18 protein-coding genes are annotated in these 17,798 nt (G+C 68.6%); 6 read left to right on the top strand and 12 right to left on the bottom strand.

Going from position 1 to position 17,798, the window contains the following annotated elements; all coding sequences use genetic code 11:
- Positions 1-7: 7 nt before the first annotated feature.
- From AB0C15_RS14900 to amcA, 10 genes are read right to left on the bottom strand one after another with little or no spacing between them, the layout of a single operon-like run.
- On the bottom strand, positions 8-841 hold the full coding sequence (locus AB0C15_RS14900) for an aminoglycoside phosphotransferase family protein (protein ID WP_357352036.1): 834 nt from the start codon (positions 839-841) through the stop codon (positions 8-10).
- Positions 807-1,460, bottom strand: coding sequence for a histidine phosphatase family protein (locus AB0C15_RS14895; protein ID WP_357352034.1), 654 nt, complete (start codon positions 1,458-1,460; stop codon positions 807-809). The genes AB0C15_RS14900 and AB0C15_RS14895 overlap by 35 nt, the downstream gene beginning before the upstream one ends.
- Positions 1,461-1,475: 15 nt before the next feature.
- Positions 1,476-2,219, bottom strand: coding sequence for a phosphotransferase (locus AB0C15_RS14890; RefSeq protein WP_357352032.1), 744 nt, complete (start codon positions 2,217-2,219; stop codon positions 1,476-1,478).
- Complete coding sequence (locus tag AB0C15_RS14885; protein WP_357352030.1) at positions 2,216-3,031, bottom strand: class I SAM-dependent methyltransferase; 816 nt, start codon at positions 3,029-3,031, stop codon at positions 2,216-2,218. The genes AB0C15_RS14890 and AB0C15_RS14885 overlap by 4 nt, the downstream gene beginning before the upstream one ends.
- Positions 3,032-3,055: 24 nt before the next feature.
- On the bottom strand, positions 3,056-3,577 hold the full coding sequence (locus AB0C15_RS14880; RefSeq protein WP_357352028.1) for a topology modulation protein: 522 nt from the start codon (positions 3,575-3,577) through the stop codon (positions 3,056-3,058).
- 51 nt (positions 3,578-3,628) lie between these two features.
- The gene (locus tag AB0C15_RS14875; protein WP_357352026.1) at positions 3,629-4,663 is read right to left on the bottom strand and encodes a hypothetical protein; all 1,035 of its coding nucleotides are present in this window, start codon (positions 4,661-4,663) and stop codon (positions 3,629-3,631) included.
- Entirely contained in the window at positions 4,660-6,369 is a 1,710-nt protein-coding gene (locus AB0C15_RS14870) for a carbamoyltransferase C-terminal domain-containing protein (protein WP_357352024.1), read from the bottom strand. The genes AB0C15_RS14875 and AB0C15_RS14870 overlap by 4 nt, the downstream gene beginning before the upstream one ends.
- Entirely contained in the window at positions 6,366-7,319 is a 954-nt protein-coding gene (locus AB0C15_RS14865) for a thymidylate synthase (protein WP_357352022.1), read from the bottom strand. Before AB0C15_RS14865 ends, AB0C15_RS14870 begins: the two co-directional genes overlap by 4 nt.
- A gap of 18 nt (positions 7,320-7,337) precedes the next feature.
- Complete coding sequence (locus AB0C15_RS14860; protein ID WP_357352020.1) at positions 7,338-8,309, bottom strand: NAD-dependent epimerase/dehydratase family protein; 972 nt, start codon at positions 8,307-8,309, stop codon at positions 7,338-7,340.
- The gene (gene amcA / locus AB0C15_RS14855; protein WP_357352152.1) at positions 8,306-8,479 is read right to left on the bottom strand and encodes a multiple cyclophane-containing RiPP AmcA; all 174 of its coding nucleotides are present in this window, start codon (positions 8,477-8,479) and stop codon (positions 8,306-8,308) included. Before amcA ends, AB0C15_RS14860 begins: the two co-directional genes overlap by 4 nt.
- Positions 8,480-8,933: 454 nt before the next feature.
- Here amcA and AB0C15_RS14850 point away from each other — a divergent pair, with 454 nt between their 5' ends.
- Complete coding sequence (locus tag AB0C15_RS14850) at positions 8,934-10,265, top strand: helix-turn-helix transcriptional regulator (protein ID WP_357352018.1); 1,332 nt, start codon at positions 8,934-8,936, stop codon at positions 10,263-10,265.
- On the opposite strand, the gene AB0C15_RS14845 is transcribed toward AB0C15_RS14850, so the two are convergent.
- The gene (locus tag AB0C15_RS14845; protein ID WP_357352016.1) at positions 10,262-10,918 is read right to left on the bottom strand and encodes an HAD family hydrolase; all 657 of its coding nucleotides are present in this window, start codon (positions 10,916-10,918) and stop codon (positions 10,262-10,264) included. The two genes, AB0C15_RS14850 and AB0C15_RS14845, sit on opposite strands and share 4 nt — an antisense overlap.
- A 548-nt stretch (positions 10,919-11,466) precedes the next feature.
- Between AB0C15_RS14845 and AB0C15_RS14840 the strand changes: the two genes are divergently transcribed.
- On the top strand, positions 11,467-12,204 hold the full coding sequence (locus AB0C15_RS14840) for a DeoR family transcriptional regulator (RefSeq protein WP_357352014.1): 738 nt from the start codon (positions 11,467-11,469) through the stop codon (positions 12,202-12,204).
- A 140-nt stretch (positions 12,205-12,344) separates the two neighbouring features.
- On the opposite strand, the gene AB0C15_RS14835 is transcribed toward AB0C15_RS14840, so the two are convergent.
- Positions 12,345-12,857, bottom strand: a complete 513-nt coding sequence (locus tag AB0C15_RS14835; protein ID WP_357352012.1) for an HAD domain-containing protein — start codon at positions 12,855-12,857, stop codon at positions 12,345-12,347.
- Positions 12,858-13,344: 487 nt separating this feature from the next.
- Here AB0C15_RS14835 and AB0C15_RS14830 point away from each other — a divergent pair, with 487 nt between their 5' ends.
- The 4 genes from AB0C15_RS14830 (at position 13,345) to AB0C15_RS14815 (ending at position 17,397) form a co-directional block, all read left to right on the top strand.
- Entirely contained in the window at positions 13,345-14,232 is an 888-nt protein-coding gene (locus AB0C15_RS14830; RefSeq protein ID WP_357352010.1) for a replication-relaxation family protein, read from the top strand.
- Positions 14,233-14,610: 378 nt separating this feature from the next.
- A complete protein-coding gene (locus tag AB0C15_RS14825) occupies positions 14,611-15,534 on the top strand; it encodes a DUF2637 domain-containing protein (protein WP_357352150.1) in 924 nt (307 codons plus the stop codon).
- Entirely contained in the window at positions 15,509-15,928 is a 420-nt protein-coding gene (locus AB0C15_RS14820) for a hypothetical protein (RefSeq protein ID WP_357352008.1), read from the top strand. Before AB0C15_RS14825 ends, AB0C15_RS14820 begins: the two co-directional genes overlap by 26 nt.
- Complete coding sequence (locus tag AB0C15_RS14815) at positions 15,925-17,397, top strand: tyrosine-type recombinase/integrase (protein ID WP_357352006.1); 1,473 nt, start codon at positions 15,925-15,927, stop codon at positions 17,395-17,397. The genes AB0C15_RS14820 and AB0C15_RS14815 overlap by 4 nt, the downstream gene beginning before the upstream one ends.
- Positions 17,398-17,798: the final 401 nt, after the last annotated feature.

The following is a 17,798-nucleotide window of genomic DNA, read 5'->3' as shown; positions in this document are numbered from 1 at the left end:
AACAGGCTTAGGTATCGGCTGCGGGTTGGGGCACTGCCTTTCGTGCCAAGCTCGTGAGGAAATCGAAGTGGGCGCAGTGCTCCAGTAGTGCGTCGTCGACTGCACTGAGCTGGCCGTACGTATGGAGGAAGCTCGCGCGTAAGTCAGTGCGGTGGCACCAGACCCGGGTGGCGAGTCGTACGAGGTCGCGGGCGGGTAGGTCGTAGCGGCAGTGTTCGAAGTCGATCAGCCTGACCGTCCCGTCGTCGCCGTAGATCATGTTGCGGGGCATGAAGTCGAGGTGGCACGGAAGGGCGGGCAGGGGCGCCAGGTCTCGGAGGGCTCGCATGTGCGCGCGTAGCTCGGCCCCGCGGGCGGTGGTGATGCGGTCCCCGGCCTGGTGGATCCAGTACTCGGCGCGTTCTGCGAGCCAGGCCGTCCAGTCTGGTTCGAGGCGGGGTGGTCCAGCGGCGTGCAGCGTCTTGAGTAGTTGTCCTGCCTGCTGATAGGCGCTCTGCTCGGCCTCGGGGTTGAGTCGCCGCCCGTTGAGCGGAACGCCGGATACCGCGGTGATGATGATGGCTGGTGGGTCGTCGGTTGTCGCGAGCAGTCGGGGTGCCCTGTCTCCGAGAGCCCGAACCCAGGTCCGGTAGGCGTGGACTTCCTGGTGGTGTCGTTCCAGGCTGCGATGGATCTTGACGATGACGTCTCCGTTGGCGGCCGTTGAGGCGCGCAGTACGCGAGTGCCAGCGTGCCCGGGGTGCGAGGTCACGGGCTTGGCGTCGTCGTCGAGAAGCCGTTGGCAGAGCGCAAGGTAAACGTTGGCGTCAGTCATGGCGGGGCCGGAGGTGTCGGGTGTCATTGTGGCTGACGAGTTGCCAGATGGTGCGGCCGAAGCGGTTGGTCGGGCGCTGCCACCGGGCAACGGAGGTGTGATCGGTGACGAAGCCGAGTCGCAGGCAGGCGTTCCGGGGGAGGCCGAGGAGCAGGGTGTGGGCCGCTTCGACGGTTTCGCCGTGGGCGGCGATGAGGATTCGTTCGCCCTCGTGACGGGCGAGGATCTTCTGCAGTGCGTCGGTCGCCCGGTGGAGGTACTCGTTCCACGTCTCGGAGCCGGAAGCGTACGGGCGGTCGGGCCTGTGTTGGGGCGGCCCCTGGAAGAAAGTCTTGATGTCGACCCAGGGTCGGCCGTCGGCATCGCCGTGGTCAGGGCCGCGGAGGTCCGGGTCGATGATGGCGGCCAGATGCAGAGCGCGAGTGATGATCTCGGCGGTCTGGGTGACACGGAGTCGGGGTGTGGCGTAGAGGGCGGCATAGCGCTGGTGGGCGTGTTCGGCGGCCAGGCGGGTGGCCAGTTGCTCTGCCTGGTTCCGGCCGAGGTCGGTAAGGCCGGTGCAGCCCTGCTCTCCGCCGACGATTCCGGCGACGTTGCAGGCGGCTTCGCCGTGGCGGGCGATGACGAGTTCGGTTGTCGGAGTCATCCGGAGGGCTCCTTTTCAGGTCGGTTCGATGAGGAACGGATCCGGCCAGGGCCGGACGGTGGGCCAGGGGTGCAGGTAGCCGTTGCGGCCGACATATCGCAGAGTCAGCAGGTAGTGCAACTCCGCGTACCGCTTCAGGTCGGCCAAGCTGCAGATCTGGGGCGTGACCGCGACGCGGTAGGCGCGCAGACAACGAGTGATCGATCGGTCGGCGAGGCGGCCGTAGGTCATGGATGCGGTGACTAGGAGGCCGGCTAGGTCGTAGCCGAAGGGAGCGAGCGTCAGGTCGTCAAAGTCGACGACGGCGACGTCATTGCCGTTCGCAAGGTAGTTCCGGATATTCGGGTCCTTGTAAAACGTCACGGATTGCCCGACCCTGTCGAGCACGGCGTTGATGCGTGACGAGTGGACGCCTGCTGCGGCAGCGGCGTGGTGTAGCGCCTCCTGACGTGGGCTGGCGAAGTCGGGGATCGCGAGTCCGGTTGAGGTGATGTGGGGTTGGTTGAGGAGAGCGGTCCGAAGTTCATGTCGGTGCGCCGCAGCGTGGAGCCGGCCGAGTGCTGCGGCGGCCCGCGGAAGATCTTCGACGCCCAGTGCTCGTCCCGACAGCCGTTCGAAGACCAGATGCTGGCGCCCCCGTGCGACGAGCGCGGGCAGACGTACACCGGAGCCCAGGCCGGCCAGCCAGACGTGGTGAGCAGCAGCGGTGGCGCAGCGTTCCGGGTCGTCGTACCGCTTGACGAAGAGAGCACCACTCACGGCCGCACCGCTACGGCATAGCTGACGGTAGATCGGGTCGTGTAGGGCGGCTTGGACAGGCGCTGCTGGAGGGCCTCGGCGAGATTAGGGATCCCGCCGGTCAGGGTGATCCGGTATTTGGGTGTGGTGATGAGGTACCGGGCGAGGTGCGTGGCGTCCGCGAACTGGAAGACGTGTTCGTCGTGATGGACGTCGATGACGGTCAGGTTCTTGGCGACGATGGTGTGCAGGTTGCCGCTGTGGAAGCTCTCGTAGAGGCTCGGTCGGCTGGTGGCGTGTGGGTCGAGTTCGGCGGCGTGGACAAGATGGTCGAGTTCGCCGTAGCTGTCCAGCGACTTGGTGACCAGGACAGCTGTGCCGCCAGGGCATAGGCAGCGGGCGATCTCCGCTACGGCCAGACCCGGCGTTGGAGAGTGATAGAGGCAGAAGGCGACAACCGCAGCGTCGGCCACGCTGTCCGGCAGTGGCAGGTGGTGGAAGTCAGCGCATACCACTGAGCCCAACGCGCCAGCGGCGCCGAGGCGGTCGCGGGTAGTGCGGAGAAGCGCGACCGAGGCGTCGACGGCAAAGAGCCGGCGGGGCCGGAGCCGGTCGGTCAGGCGCAGGGTTGTGGTCCCGCGCCCGCAACCGATGTCGAGCACGACCGCCCCGCGTGGAACCCGGGCGGCGAGCAGGTGGGCGATCGTGTCGGCGACGTCGCTTCCGCTGATCTTGGCGCGATGCAGCGCGTGGGTGCGGTCGGCGAGCCGGTCGTTGCCTCGGTAGAGGTCGCCATGGACCAGTGTGGGGTCAAGGAACGGGTTGGTCGACATCTGTCGCCTCCCGTCCCGCTTCGGTCAGGTCACGGGCTGGTGCTCGTCGCGGACGCGGTTGATCAGACGGGCGGCCTGGCGGCGGCTGGTGAGGGTGATCAAGTAGACGTGTGGTCCGTGCTCGCGGAGCAGGTCCTGGACTCGCGGGCGCATTCTGCGCCGGTAGCTGAGGATGTAGCGGACGAAGTTCCAGGTGATGCGGTCGTAGACGCCGTCCTGGTGGTGCTGTCCGCCGCGGTAGCGCCAGCGGCGTTGGGCGATGCCCCACAGGCAGGTCGCGGCGGACAGGTCGAGAAAGATCACGGTGTCGGCGGCGGCGAGCCGGATGGGCAGGGTGCCGGCGTAGTTTCCTTCGATGATCCATCGCTCGCCAGCGACGAGTTTCTCCTGCTGGGCGGCGAACTCGTCCTGCGGTAGCGGCTTCCAGTGCTCGTCGTAGTAGGTCGCGTCGAGGTGAGTCAGCGGCACGTCGAGGATCCGGGCCAACTGGCGCGCGACGGTGGACTTGCCGCTGCCGCCGCAGCCGATGATGGCGATCCTGTCCATGGTTCTCCAGGGTAGAGGTGCGGTGAGCTCGTCCGGTGGTGACACGGTGAGTCATGACCGCACCGGCTCCGGGTGGCGCAGCAGGTAGTCGAGCACTTCGAGTTGGGTTGAGAGTCGGAACGGGTCGAGGTGACGGAGGCATTCGGTGATGAGGTTGGCGTGCTCGCCGGTGCCGGCGATCTCGGTGAGCCAGCCGATGCGGTGCCGCACGTCTGCGGCGTCGTCGACGATCAGCGACGAGGGAACGAACGCATTGGCGCCTCGGACGTCGGCGGGCAGCAGCGGCACACAGCCGGCGAGGACGGCCTCGAAGATTCGTTGGGTCATCTGCCCGGCGGCGGCGTATCGGGCGGGCAGCAGCAGGACGGTGGCGAGCGCGTCGGCGTAGATCGCGGAGACGCGGGGGAAAGGGACTCGGCCGATGAAGTTCAGATTCGGCCAGCGCCTGGTGTCGGCCCACTTGCCGGCGATCAGGTGAGGGAGTTGCGCGGCGGTCGGCGCGAAGTAGGTGTCGAACGGGTGGTCGCGGTCGTACTGGTTGCCGATGTAGACCAGCGGGGTGCGACGGGGCAGGGCTACAAGCGTGGTGGGGTCGGCGGCGTCGATGGCCGTGTCGGCGACAGGAAAGAGCAGTGGTACCGCGCCCGGAGTCGGGTGCAGAGCGGGTTCGCAGACGGTGACGTTGCGGGTTCGGCGCAGGGGGTCCGCTGCGGGCAGCCGACGGTCCTTGTCCCACAGGATCGTTGGGGTGCCGAGCTGGTGGGTGTAGTGGTCGAGTAGATCGGCCTGCCTATGCAGGTCGCAGGTATGGCCGGGTCGCCCGCAGACGGTGGTGTTGCGGCCGGGAATGGGCCAGCGCCATTCGAGGAACAGGGCGTCGATATCGGGCAGGCCGACGTCCCAGCGGTAGTGGCCGGTGAGATCGTCGCCGGCCTCGCACAGGTCCCGGTTGGGTTGAAGGAAGACGATGTCACGGCCGGCTGCACGTAGCCCGTCGACCAAGGTCCGGCGGTGGCTGCGGCCTCCGTCCGGGGTGTCAGTGATGCCGGTACCGAGGAATCCCCAGAAGCTGTAGCCAATCTTCACTTGGTCACCCACTGGTCTTCGATGAGCAGTGCGTCGAGGCCGGATTCGGTCAGGCAGTCCAGGGCCATCTCTGGTGTGCCGCAGATCGGCTTGCCCTTGATGTTCAGTGAGGTGTTGATCAGCACGGGGTGGCCGGTGATCTCACCGAAGCGGGTGAGAACGTCGGCGAGGAAAGGGTGCTGCTCGCGCGTGACGGTCTGGACCCTGGCGGTGCCGTTGACGTGCACGATCGCGGGCAGCTTGTCGCGGGTCAGCTCGGTCACGGGAGCCGCGAGCGACATGTACGGCGACGGTTGGCGTAGCCGGAAGTAGTCGGTGGCCTTGTCGGCGAGTACGACAGGGGCGAAAGGCCGGAACGGTTCGCGGAACTTGACGCTGGCGTTGAGCCGCTCGACCACACCGGCCTCCAGGGGAGAGGCGAGGATCGACCGGTGCCCCAGGGCCCGTGGCCCGGCCTCCAGCGCGCCGGTGAACAGGCCCACGATTGCCCCGTCGGCTAACTGCCGGGCCAGATGGTGGGCGGGTTCGGCGGGGCGGCTGGCGTGCAGTCCCGCTCGCGGTGCGGCCGGTAGTACCAGGTCGGGATAGGCGGGGCCGAGGTAGCAGTGGTGGCGTATGCCGGTAGGTGGGCGGCCGGTCGCCTCGAGCCAGGCATGGGCGGCGGCGCCGATCGCGGTGCCCGCGTCGCCGGGGGCGGGCGGTACGTGTATCTCGTCGACAATGCCGGCCTGAGCGATGAGGCCGGCGGCTACGCAGTTCATCGCGACCCCACCGCCCAGGCAGAGCAGCCCGGAGCCAGTCAGCCGGCGGGCTCGCGCGGCGAGATGCAGCATTACTTGCTCGGTGCGTTCCTGCAGTGCAGCGGCCAGGTCGGCATGCACGGGCTCTACCGGTGCCATCGGCGGGCGGGGCGGGCAGGTCGCCGCGGCGAACGCGGGTGTGACCCGGCCGTAGCGGCTGGCGAGCACCCGCAGGGCGATCAGCGCTGGGTCGAGGGTGAACCCGTCGGTGGTGAGCCGGATCGCTCGGCACATCAGCTCTCGGAACCGGGCGGGGTCGCCGAGGGCGGCCAGCGCCATCACGGTGCCTTCCTCGTCACCGCGGCGCCAGCCGAGGTGTTCGGTGACGGCACCGTAGGCATAACCGAGGGAGGCCGGGTCGTCGATCGCGTGTGCCAGGTCGAGGCTGAGTCGCGGGTTGCGCCAGCGGGCGTGCCAGGTGGTGGTGGTCTGCAACTCGCCGAGGCTGTCGACGATCAGGACCGCTGCGTCATCCACACCAGCGGCGGCGAAGGCGTACAGGGCATGCGCGCGGTGGTGCGGCACTGGCTGGAGGTGGGCGCGTGGGAAACGCTCGGCCAGGTCTCGCATCCGGGCCTGGTAGCGGCGGTGGACCGTGGTGAAGCTGCGGGCCCGTGGTACGGCTCGGGCGCGGCTGGCAGCCTGTCGCAGATGGGTCGGCAGTTGACCCAGCGCACGTAGGTAGCGGCGCCCGTCGAAGTTGTACGCGACCGTGGTCACGTCCGACGACGACAGGCCAGCCCGGGCGAGCAGCCAGGCGACACCGTATGCCGGGTACGCCTTGCTGTGCTTGACCCCATCGAGCCGTTCCTCTTCGACGAAGCCGATCAGATGGCCGTCGACCAGCAGCGCCGCCGCCGAGTCATGCGTGTACGCGCACAGCCCAAGCACCACATCCGCGGTCATGCCAGCTCCGGCGATGCGAGGGCCGGCCGGGTGAGGTGCTGGTACCAGGCGACGAGGGCAGCGCCGAGCGGCCCTGGGGTGTCGTGGGCGATCTTGCTAGCCAGGTCCCGCTCGCCGAGCTTCCATGTCCGGTAGCTGGTCAGCACCCGTCCGAACGTGTCCCACAGGGTGCCGTCGGGCAGGTCGCCGTCACCGGAGATGACCTGCGCGAGGACAACGTCCAGGCTGGGCCAGTCCACGTCGACCGGATCCATCTCGGTGACGGTCGGTTTGTGGTGGAGACACTCAGCGGCGGCCGGAGCATGATCGGCGTAGAGGTGCAGTGAGTCGACGTGGTGGTGGTACTCGCCGACCTCGACACCGAGCCAGCCGGCCATCAGTTCCTGCAGGAGCGTGGTCGCGAAGATGTCGTACGGGAAGCCGAGCCAGAGGTCCTGGCTGCGCATGCTGGTGTGCATCTCGAGCCGGCCCTGCCGGATCAGGAACCGGTATCCGAGGGTGCACGGCACGTCCCGGTAGCCGCAGTGGTCGCGTGCCGGGTCATAGATCTGGACGACGGCTTGTCGGGAGTCTCGGTCGGCCGTCAGTTTCCGGACGACCGCGTCGAGCTGGTCGAGGCTGCCACCCCACCGGCGGATCCGTGGCCCGTACGCGCCCTGCAGGATCCCGTCGTCCGCGTAGCGCCGCAGTTTGTCGTTGAAGTCGAAGATCCACGGGTCATCCGAGCCAGAGAGGATCCACAGCGCCTCAGCGACGGCGAATGCCGGGTTGATGACGCGTACGGGTGGCACGGAGACCAGCCGGCGCCGAGGGTTGGTCAGGCACAGGTGCGCGCCGACGACCTCGGTGGTCATCATGTCGCGCGGGCAGGCGATACGGCCGTTGAGCAGCACTGCCTGACTGGCGGCGGCGAAGAGTTCGCTCGCAGAGTCCGCAGTCAAGATGATCATGAAAAGGGTTTCCTTCCGTCAGGAGGCGAACGCGGTGAGTCGGTCGCGGGAGAGGTTGACCAACCAGGCGGACTGCCGGGCCATGCCCTCGTGCAGGCCGACGGTGGGCCAGTAGCCCAGTAGCCGGCCGGCAAGGGTCAGGTCAGCGGCCGTCGAGGGAACGTCACCCGGCTGGACGTCGGCTACCTGGACCGGAATGTGCCGTCCAGTGACCGTGGACGCCTCCTGGATCGCGCCCCGCATGGAAACGCTCGCTCCGCCGCCGATGTTCACCACGGCGCACTGGGCATCTACCTGAGAGGCGGCGATCGTCGCGGCGACGACGTCGGTGATGTACGTGAACTCCCGCCGTTGGCTGCCGTCGCCGAAGAGGGTGACCGGCAGACCGGTATAGGCCGCGAACAGCAGTCGGCCGATGGCCATGTCAGGTCGCTGGCGCGGCCCGTACACGGTGAAGTAGCGCAGGGCCACGACGCTGAGCCGGTTGTCGGGGCGGCACGCGTAGGCCACGCAGAGCTGCTCGGCGGCGAGCTTGCTCACTCCGTACGGCGAGACTGGGCTGGTCCGGTCGTTCTCGCGGCTGGGTCGGTCTGCCGGCCCGTAGACGCTGGACGAGGAGGCGTAGACGAGCCTCCGAACGCCCGATCGCACACACGCGTCGAGCAGCCGTTGGGTGCCGAGGACGTTGGACTGGGCGTAGTCGTGAAACTCCGAACCCCAAGAGGGCCGGACGCCCGGCCGGGCAGCCAGGTGGAACACGACGTCGCAGCCGTCCATGGCGTCATCGAGGCGGTCGGTGGCCAGATCCCGGCAGAGTGGTGTGAACAGCGGATTGGCGGCTGCGGCTGCCAAATTCTCATCGGCGAGCGCATCCTGACCGAGCCGGCGGCGGTCCAGGCCGACCACCTGAATTCCTCTGGCCAGGAGCGCGTCGACGACATGCGAACCGATGAAGCCGGCGGCGCCGGTCACCAGCACCCGCGCCGTCACCGGCGACCACCGCGCTGAGCCGGTGGCGACAGCACGCGCTGCCACACGAAGGTCAGTAGGGGCGGGTCGCCTCGGAAGGTCGTCATCCGGTCCGTCGGTGGCACACCGGGCCGCGCCGCCGGACCGGGCGCACCCGTGGCGCCTGCGGAGGCGTGCCGCGAGATGTACACGGTCACGATGTCACCGTCCGACGGTCGGCCGATTCCCGCTGCTCGGCCCAGTCATGGCGGGCCCGCCGGTGTGAAGGCGGGCCCGCCGAGGTGAGGCGGCGGCTGGGAGCACCCCGCCGGTCACCCGCCCGCGCAGCCCCGATGGCGGTACGCAGACGAGGAATCAACCTCACGACCGCACCTCTGGTCGCCACCACAACAAGCGGCGTCAGCTCTCCGGCCGTCTTGCCCGATCCGATCGATCTCTCCACCATGAATCCCCTGGCGTCGATGACAATGGGTTGGTGAGCTGGAGCTGCCCGGCAGCTTCCGTCGATGCTCGTCAACAGCGAACCGTCCGGCGGAGCCAAGCGGTACCGTCCAGCACCCGTCCGCTCGCAACCAGGTAGTGACGGCCCGTAGCGGAGATGGCTAACGTGGCCGTCGTCGACAGAGGACGCACGGAGGTGCTCGCATGACCGGACGGCGTTACCCCGCCAACCGGCGGCTAGCGTGGGAGAGGCTGCAGCGGGGCTGGTCCTACGAGGAGGTCGCCGAGCGCATCCGCACGGGGATGAGTCACGCTGGCGAGACCGATACCGGGCTGAACGCGAACACAGTGCGGCGGTGGGAAACCGGTGAGCGTTGGCCTGACCCGCGCTACCGCAAACATCTCGTGGCCATCCTCGACAAGCCGGCCGATCAGCTGGGACTGCTTACTCCGGACGAGCTGGCGATGCGTCCGCAGGCAGAGACATTGCACGAGTTCAGGAGGTTGTGGGACATGATCACTGGAGGCGACGAAACCGGCTGGGATCGGGCCAGCGTCCTGCGCGCGTTGTTCGGCGCCAGCATGCTTCCCCTGGTGGCGCCGCTGCTATCACTCGATCCGCAGGCTGCGTACGCCCAAGGCACGGCCGTAGATCCAGGGGCCTACGCCGAGATCGTGCGGTGCCAGCGGACGCTGTACTGGACCAGCCCCGCACGCCCGCTGTACGAGGCTGCGTATGCCCACACACAGCTCGGCACCGGACTCGTCCGCGCGGCCACCGGCACCAGCCGGGCGACCCTCGCCAGCGCCCTCGCCGAGTCGGCGCTCCTCACCGCACGACTGGCATTCTTCGATCTCCACCAGCCTGCCGTCGCGCAACGCTGCTACGACGTCGCCCTCGCCGCCACCCGTGAGGCCGGAGACCACGCGCTGGCCGCCGCCGTCCTCGGCCACATGGCTTTCATCCCGGCCTTCGGACATGATCCGACCGCTGCCCGATCACTGATCGACGCGGCGCTCCAGCACACCTGGCACGGCGTCAGCCCCGCCGTCCGCTCCTGGCTGCACTGCGTGGCCTCGGAAGTCGAAGCCCGCGCTGGGGCTGGGGCAGCAAGCCGCCACCAGATCGACCTCGCTGCCACCGCGATCACGACGCGACCCGAAATGCCCGAATGGTTCGACTACTACGACACCGACCGACTGCACTCCTTCGCTGGCTATGCAGTTCTCGCCGCTGGCGACCATGCCGAGGCCGCCCGCCACTTGGCCAAGTCTCTCGCCGGCCTGACCGCGGCGGGCGCCAAGCAGCGCAGCGTCGTCCTCGCCGACCTGGCCTCTGCGCACAGCAGCGACGGAGACCACGCCGCCGACTACCTCAACCAGGCCCTGGACGCCCTGCAGGCCGACTGGTACGGCACTGGGCTGGAGCGGGTCAGAGCCGTCCGGCAGGTACTCGGGGACAGCCGCGAGGGCAGCCAACTCGACGAACGCGTCGCCGCCCTCGCGACCAGCCGGGCCGCTCTTCCGGAGAGCTAAGCCGCCGACTCGTTGTGCCTATGTACCAGCTCGGGCAACTCGGCCAGCGAGTCGAGGTGGAAAAGGCAGCGGTCGCTGATGGTCTTGTCGTCGAGGATGTATCCCCATGGGCCGCGTCGCACCAGGGCGGTCGCAAGCCCGGCCGCCTGCGCCGGCCGGATGTCGTTATCCAGCCTGTCTCCGACGTACAGCACCTGGTCGGCGCGGCAGCCAGCCTCCGTGACGACGCGGTCGAAGAACGCGGCCGACGGTTTCTCGACGTTCCAGCCGTCCGAGGTGCCGATCACGTCGACCGGCAGATCAAGGGCGCGCAGGATGGTCTCGGCTCGGGCGGTCTGGTTGCCGGCCAGGCCGACCTGCACGCCCAATTCTCGCAAAGCGGCCAGGCATGGCCGGGCGTCCGGGTAGAGGTTCTCTTCGGCGAAGTGCTCCGGCTGCCCAGCGGCGGTCCGGCGCTGCCGTTCCTCGGCGAGGTCGAACCCCGGCCGGAACAACTGGAACGTCTCCCGGTAGTCGAGACCGCGAGCGATGACCGCGCCGAAGACGGCCGAAAAGGTGTGCCGTGGGACGCCGAGCCAATCGGCCCAGGTGCCGTACTCCCGGGACTCGTCGACGATCGTTTCACCCACGTCGAAGAACACGCTCGAGATCATCCTGGGATTGTGCCCTTCGGCCGCAGGCGGATCAACGTGTGCCGCAGGAGGGGCCATCGCACGGGGTCTTGGAGTGTGGGGAACCACTGCTGCTGTTACTTGGAGTAACCATCGCATCGGTGCGTGGCGCGTGCTGGCCGAGTCGGGGACGGCCTTGTCCGCGCGCCCCTGAAAGATCAGCCCGCAGTACGGCGCCGATCATTTAGATCAACTATTGGCGGTCCGATTTGACCGTGCCGCGCTTTCTGTCCTCAGCTCTTCGGCTGATTCACTGAACAGTGATCTCCAAAATCGGCCCCAAAACCCCGGTTTGGGTATGTGGGTGGTTGCACGGCTCGCCGACGCCTCGCTCAACGGCCGACGGCGAGCGCGGTCCTCGGTCACGGTGGTCCCGTCTTCCGATCTCCAGGTTTGCGCATCGACTACTCCCTGTCATAGCTGGCCTGAACGGGATGTCGGATTGTAGGTGCCCGGAGGATCATCGGGGGATGGGTGAACGGGGTGCCACGCGGCGGTTGTCTCCGCGGCGGTGGCGGATCCTGTCGTACTTGGCGCAGCACGGTTCCGCGTCGACGCTGGACGTGGCGCTTGTCTGCGCGGTGTCGCGGCTGACGGCCCACCGAGACCTGGTGTGGCTGCACGAGGCGGGACTGGTGAACCGCGAGCGCTCGCCGGAGGACCGGACCCATACCTGGTGGTACGAGGTCACGGCCGAAGGGACGGAGGTGCTCCGGCGTGCGTTGACGGCGTCGGGGCGACCGGTTCCGTTGCTGTTGGGTCAGCGGTCCTCCGGTCGGGCGGATGCTCTGCTGTTCCTGCCGTTAGTCGAGGTGTCGCGGCGCAACCCGGGGCTGTGCGAGCTGTTCCAGTGGCTGGCGACGATGGAGACCTCGTCGTGGCTGCGCCAGCACGACCTGGCGCAGCTGCGGGCCGACGGCTACGGCGTCTGGCTACAGGACGGGCGGTGCCTGCGGTTCCTGGTACACATCGATCGTGGCCCGATCGGCGACGTTGTCGCCGAGCACGAGCGGCCGGCGTCGGGGCTGGGTGGATTGTTGGCCGGCTACCGGCGTGCGGACCGGCTGGTGCCGGTCGGGGCGATTCTGGTGATCGCTCAGGATGCCGAGCGGGAGGAACGGTTGCGGGCCGACCTGCTCCGTGGGCCGCTGCGGAACGTTGTCGCCACGACCACGCGGCAGCTGTTGTATCGCCACTGGCCGGACGAGCAGGTATGGCAGGTGCCGGGGAACATCGGCAGGTGTCGCCTCATCGAGGTCGGATCGTGACGGCACGACGGCACGACGGCACGACGTCACGACCCCCGGATGCCGCCAACGCCAGCGGCATGGTGCGGGATCTCACCAGCGGCGGTCCTGAGTGGCAGACAGCCGTCAAGCGCGGCGCCCGCGACGGCTCGGAGCTCGCTCTACCGCGCCTGCATGAGCCAGCTCTCGATGACTGTGAAGTCGTGCTCGGTCAGCCCGTGACGTGGGTCGACCCGATGCAGCAGGGCCGGGGCGTGGTGATGAATCGATACCCACTGCTGATCGGCGTGAGAGATCTCGTCGTCGACCCAGACGAAGGGGCGTCCGTGCGCCCATTCGACCAGCCCACGGGTCTTCCAGTGCAGGACGCCAACCTCGTCAAAGTCGGGCCAGTCCACAACCGGCAGGGTCGGTAATCCGAGCAGGGGCGCGAGCACGTCGTTCGCGTCGTTCATCCAGGTCGTCGCCCACACCAGGTCACACGGTAGGGACTCCAGTCGGCGGCCGTGTTCCGGATCGACCCTGTCCAGCAGGGGATGGGCGTCGGCCGGTAGGACCGGTGCCTCGGTGTAGCCATGCGGCATGCCCGGCTGAGTCGCCGTGGGTGTTCCGAACGGGATGAGGGTGCCGTCGACGTCGAGGAACAGCAACGGGTGCGGCGCATGGGCGGACATGACCCAAGAGGCTAGCCCTCACCCCGCCACCAACCACCTCTGCGCGCTTGCCCCAAGTCCAATCCTTTCGCTACGGCTCCCGCCAGGCGTGCGCCGCTGGGGTGGCGACCACCGTCGGGCCGGCGCCGGGATGCATCTCACCGGCCCTTCTCGCTCCAACGGCGCTGTGGTGACCCGACCACGCCATCAGCACCACATTCCACACCCTCAACCAAGGAGTTTCCGTGCTCTCGCCGACACCTTCACCTACTGCCGTAGGCCCTGGCAGTGACGAGTTCCGGCTTGATCCCCGTTCGAGGGTCGGGCTTGGCGTCAGCGTTGACGTCAGTCTTCAGCCGGACCCCCGAACCGACCCCCTGTTTCCTCTCACACCGCAGGCCAGCCTGGCTGTCAGCGCCATCGGCTTGTCCTGCGACAGACCCTGCCTGGTCTCGGGTCTCTCCCCCCTGGGGCTGGCATTCCGTACCGGAAAAGGAGGTGGTAGCCGGTGGATGATCCGGTCCTTCGGGTCCAGTCCCAGCTGACCGGCCGTGACCGTGTGCTGCTGGGCTGGTTGTACGACCACGGCGTATTGACGTCGTTCCAAATCGCGAACGCCCTGTTCCCGTCGTTGGACTTCTGCCAGCGGCGGCTGCGGACGTTGTACCGGTTGCGGTTGGTGGCCCGGTTCCGGCCGCAGCGTGCCGACGGCGGCTCTTACCCGTACCACTACGTGATAGATCAGCTTGGCGCTGAGGTTGTCGCGGCCAACCGGGACGATCGCCCACCGCGGCGCGACCACGCCCGGGTGGAGCGGCGGCGCTGGACCTCAACCCGCAGCCTCACCCACCGCCTCGGGGTGAACGGGTTCTTCACCGACCTGGCCGGGCACGCCCGCACCCGTCCGGGCACCGGCTTGGTGGAGTGGTTGCCGGAGGCGGTGTGCCAGCGCGCCGGCACGTTCACCAGCCGGCAGGATCCGGGGCTGGTGCGGGCGTATCAGCCGCGGGTGCGCCCGGACGGCTACGGCCGGTGGGTCGACGGCGGCGCAGGGGTGCCGTTCTTCGTCGAGTACGACACCGGCGCCGAGCAGTTGTCGATCCTGGCCGGCAAGGTGGACGGCTATCAGGAGCTGTTCGGCACGCTCGAGCGGGCGTGGCCGGTGTTGTTCTGGCTGCACTCGGCCGCCCGGGAGCGCAACCTACGCCGCGTGTTGGCCGACGGGCCGCTGTCGGTGGCGGTGGCTACCGGTGCCCGCGACCACGCCGCGACGGCCGGCCTGGGCCCAGCGGAGGCGGTGTGGGCCGTGGCCGGCGGGGAAGGGCAGCGGCTGCGGCTGGCTGATCTGGCCGGTTACGTCGTTGACGTCTCCGGCCGGGCGGGTGAGGCCGCGTGATTGGCGACGACACGATGGCGGCGGACAGTACCTCTGCTGCGGATCGGACAGCAACGGCCGGCGTCTGTCACGGATCTGTTCTGAGCGGCACGGCCGGTGCTGACAGATCTCCGAGAACGCCGAACGTCCGCTCTCACAGACGTGGGACCGCATCCCGGTCCCGCGTCTGCGGCAGGCGGTCCGCGGCCGGCGGGCGGTCCCCGTCCCGATGGTTGTCCGACGCCGGGTCGGTCCGGCATCCGGTCCGGCCTCTTATGACAGGCGGACGGCTCGTTGCTCCGGTCCGGCTCGAGGAGGTGATGGGTTACGACGGCACCGGTCACTGACCCGAACGCGGGGCTGCGGGGTAGCCGCGTCGAGGGCGTCGTCCAGGTCGTCATCATGCTGGCCATCGGCGGCGCAGCCGGAGCGGCCAGCTTCACCCACGTGCACAACGTCGCTGCTGCCCACGGCCAACCCGGCTGGCTGGCTTGGGCCGACGCGATCGTCCTGGAGCTGATGTCCATCGCCTCCGGCCTGGAACTCCGACGCCGCAAACGCGCTCACACCTCCACCGTGTTCCCGGCCACCGTGCTGGCGTGTGCGGTCACCCTGTCTCTGGCGGCGCAGGTCGTCGAGGCCGAACCCTCGGTCATCGGGTGGATCACCGCCGCCGTACCCGCGCTCGGTTTCCTCGTCATGGTCAAGATCGCCCTCGGCCGGACCAGCACCGCCACGCCCGCCAACACCGCCTGGACGGTTGGGGACGGCCGACGGGATGAGGCCGGGCGGACCGTTCCGGACAGCGGACTGGACGAGGCGACCCGGTCCGCTGTCACTGCGGGGGAGCGGCGGTCCCGGACCCGGACCGTCCGCTCACCGGATGCTCGTCGCCGACACGGCGGACGGAACCGGCAGCGAGCGGACCGGGGACGGTCCGCGCAGCCGTCCGGCGACGTGGCCGAGCTGCTGCCGGCGGCGCGCAAGGTCCGGGACCGGCTCTCCGCGGACGGTCAGGCACTGACCCGGGCGGCACTCGCCGAAGCCCTCCGCGCAGCCGGTCACACCGTGTCCAACACTCGAGTATCTGAACTCCTCAAGACCCTCAAGGTCGAGTCGTCGGCACCACCTGAGCTGATTGCGAGCCCGGCCGTGCCGACCAACCCGACGCCACCGCCTCTGTCACCGGAGCGGCGCAACGGTGGCGGAGCAGCCACCCCTGCGCCGGTCGACCCCGACGGGGCTACCCCGCTCCTACCGCACAGCCACCCATCTCATAGCCAGGAGAACCCTGATCATGAACAGCCCAACGAATCACGCTGACCAGACCACCCCCACCACGACCGACAGCACCACCACCACCACCACCACCACCACGCCCGGCATCGGGGAGGCGTGGACGATCGAGCGCATCCGTGCCCTCGGCGTGACCACCACCCTCGCCACCACCGCCTCCGTGCTCGGGATCAGCCGATCCCAGGCGTACCGCCTCGCCGCCACCAACCAGTTCCCTCTGCCCCTGATCCGGGCAGGCAGCCGCATCGTCGTCCCGGTCGCCGCCCTGCTTCAACTCCTCCAACCCGACGCCCACGCCACCGGCGGCGGGCGACTTGAAGCCGACGCGAAGGTGAGCGTGGATGCGATGACCCCGCCACCAGCGGATTCCACCCGACACCGCTGGCGGCACCATACGAAGCATCCAGGAGACGATGAGTGAAGGGATCCACCTTCAAACGCTGCGGCTGCCGCGACAGCGTCACGGGCCGGCGACTGGGACGCTCCTGTCCCCAGCTTCGCCGGCCCGGCGGCGGCTGGTCCCGCACCCACGGCCACTGGCACTGGCAGATCGAAATCCCCGCCCGCGCCGACGGCACCCGCCGCCCACTCCGACACGGCCCCTACCCCATCCAGGCCGACGCCGACGCGATTCTCGACCGCGTCCGAGCGGCGCTCGCTGTCCCTGATCCCACCGATTCGCACACCACCGTCAAGACCGGCGACCTAATCGAAACCGCCGTCAAAACCGGCGCGCCCATCCCCACCCCGGACCAGGTCCGGCGGGCGCTGCACCTGGACATCACCCCCACCGAACTGCCCACCATGCAGGCGTACCTGACCGACTGGCTCGCCGGACGCAAGAACATCAAGAAGGGGACCCTGCGCTCCTACGAAGGGCACATCCGGCTGTACCTGATCCCGCACCTCGGCCACCTGCGCATCGACCGGCTCCGCCCCGGCCACATCGACGCCATGTACGACGCCATCGCCGAACGCAACACCACCATCGCCAACCTGCGCGCCAGCCGCGACCCCGCCAAACGCGACCAGGTCAAGAACCAGCGGATCGTTGGCAACCGGACACTGCACGTCATCCACGCCACCCTGCGCAAAGCCCTCAACGACGCGATGCGCCGCCACCGCTACCTCGACACCAACCCCGCCCTCATGGTCGAACTACCCACCGCCCGACCACCCAAGCCCACCATCTGGACCGACCAACGCATCAAAACTTGGCGCGACACCGGCAAAACCCCCAGCCCCGTCATGATCTGGACCCCCGAACACACCGGCAGATTCCTCGACCACACCCACGACGCGAACGACCGGCTCTACGCCCTCTACCACCTCATCACCTTCACCGGCCTACGCCGAGGCGAAGCCTGCGGCCTGCACTGGGACGACCTCGACCTCGACGCCCACACCCTCACCGTCCGCTGGCAACTCGTCCAACACGGCTGGGCCACCGCCATCGACACCCCAAAAACCACCGACAGCGAGGCCGCGGTCGCTCTCGACACCGAGACCGTCGCGGTGCTGCGCGCCCACCGTGCCCGGCAACAGCGCGAGCGTCTCGCCGCCGGTACTGCCTGGACCACCACCGGGCTCGTGTTCACTACGCCCACTGGCGGGCGGCTCCACCCTGCGGACGTCACCGACCACTTCCACCACCTCACTACCCAAGCCGGGCTACCACCCATCCGGCTCCATGATCTCCGCCACGGTGCCGCGACCATGGGCCTCGCCGCCGGCGTCCAGATGAAAGTCATCTCCAACCGACTCCGCCACTCCAGCCCACACTTCACCGCCAAGTTCTACGGCGACGTCCTACCCGAGCTGTCCCACGCTGCCGCCGAAGCAACCGCGTCGATCGTCCCGCGCCAGCGCGCCGCCAAAAGGTCGGCGTAGTCCAGAGGTCGCCGACCGTCTTCGCGGCTGATCTTGGTTTTTGGGGGGCCAGTGCTCTACAGAGGGAGCGGGCCTCGAAGGCGATCTGGGAGGGCGTTCAGCGGTGCCCCGCCGCCGCTGACGACGCGCACTAACGATTAGGGGCCTGGTCTGGTAGATCTCCGCCAGGTCAGGGTCGTCTCGCGTATGCCGGTGGTGGGTGGTGGCTCGATGAGGGCTCGGGAGCCGTTGGACCGGATCGGCATCGGTGGGACGCCATGCGATGCAGCCGACAGACCGGTAGTTCAAGACCACCTTTCAGCTGGCTGACCCAGTTCGACGGCAAACCACGCGCTCGCCAAGCGTGACGGGTAGGCGACCTTGAGTTATTTCGCAGGAGGAATACTGGATGTTTCGGCGAG

Source organism: Micromonospora sp. NPDC048835 (genome assembly GCF_040649995.1).
Lineage (GTDB): Bacteria > Actinomycetota > Actinomycetes > Mycobacteriales > Micromonosporaceae > Micromonospora.
The sequence above is the reverse complement of the archived record's forward strand: the minus strand, read 5'-3'. Positions and strand labels throughout refer to the sequence as shown.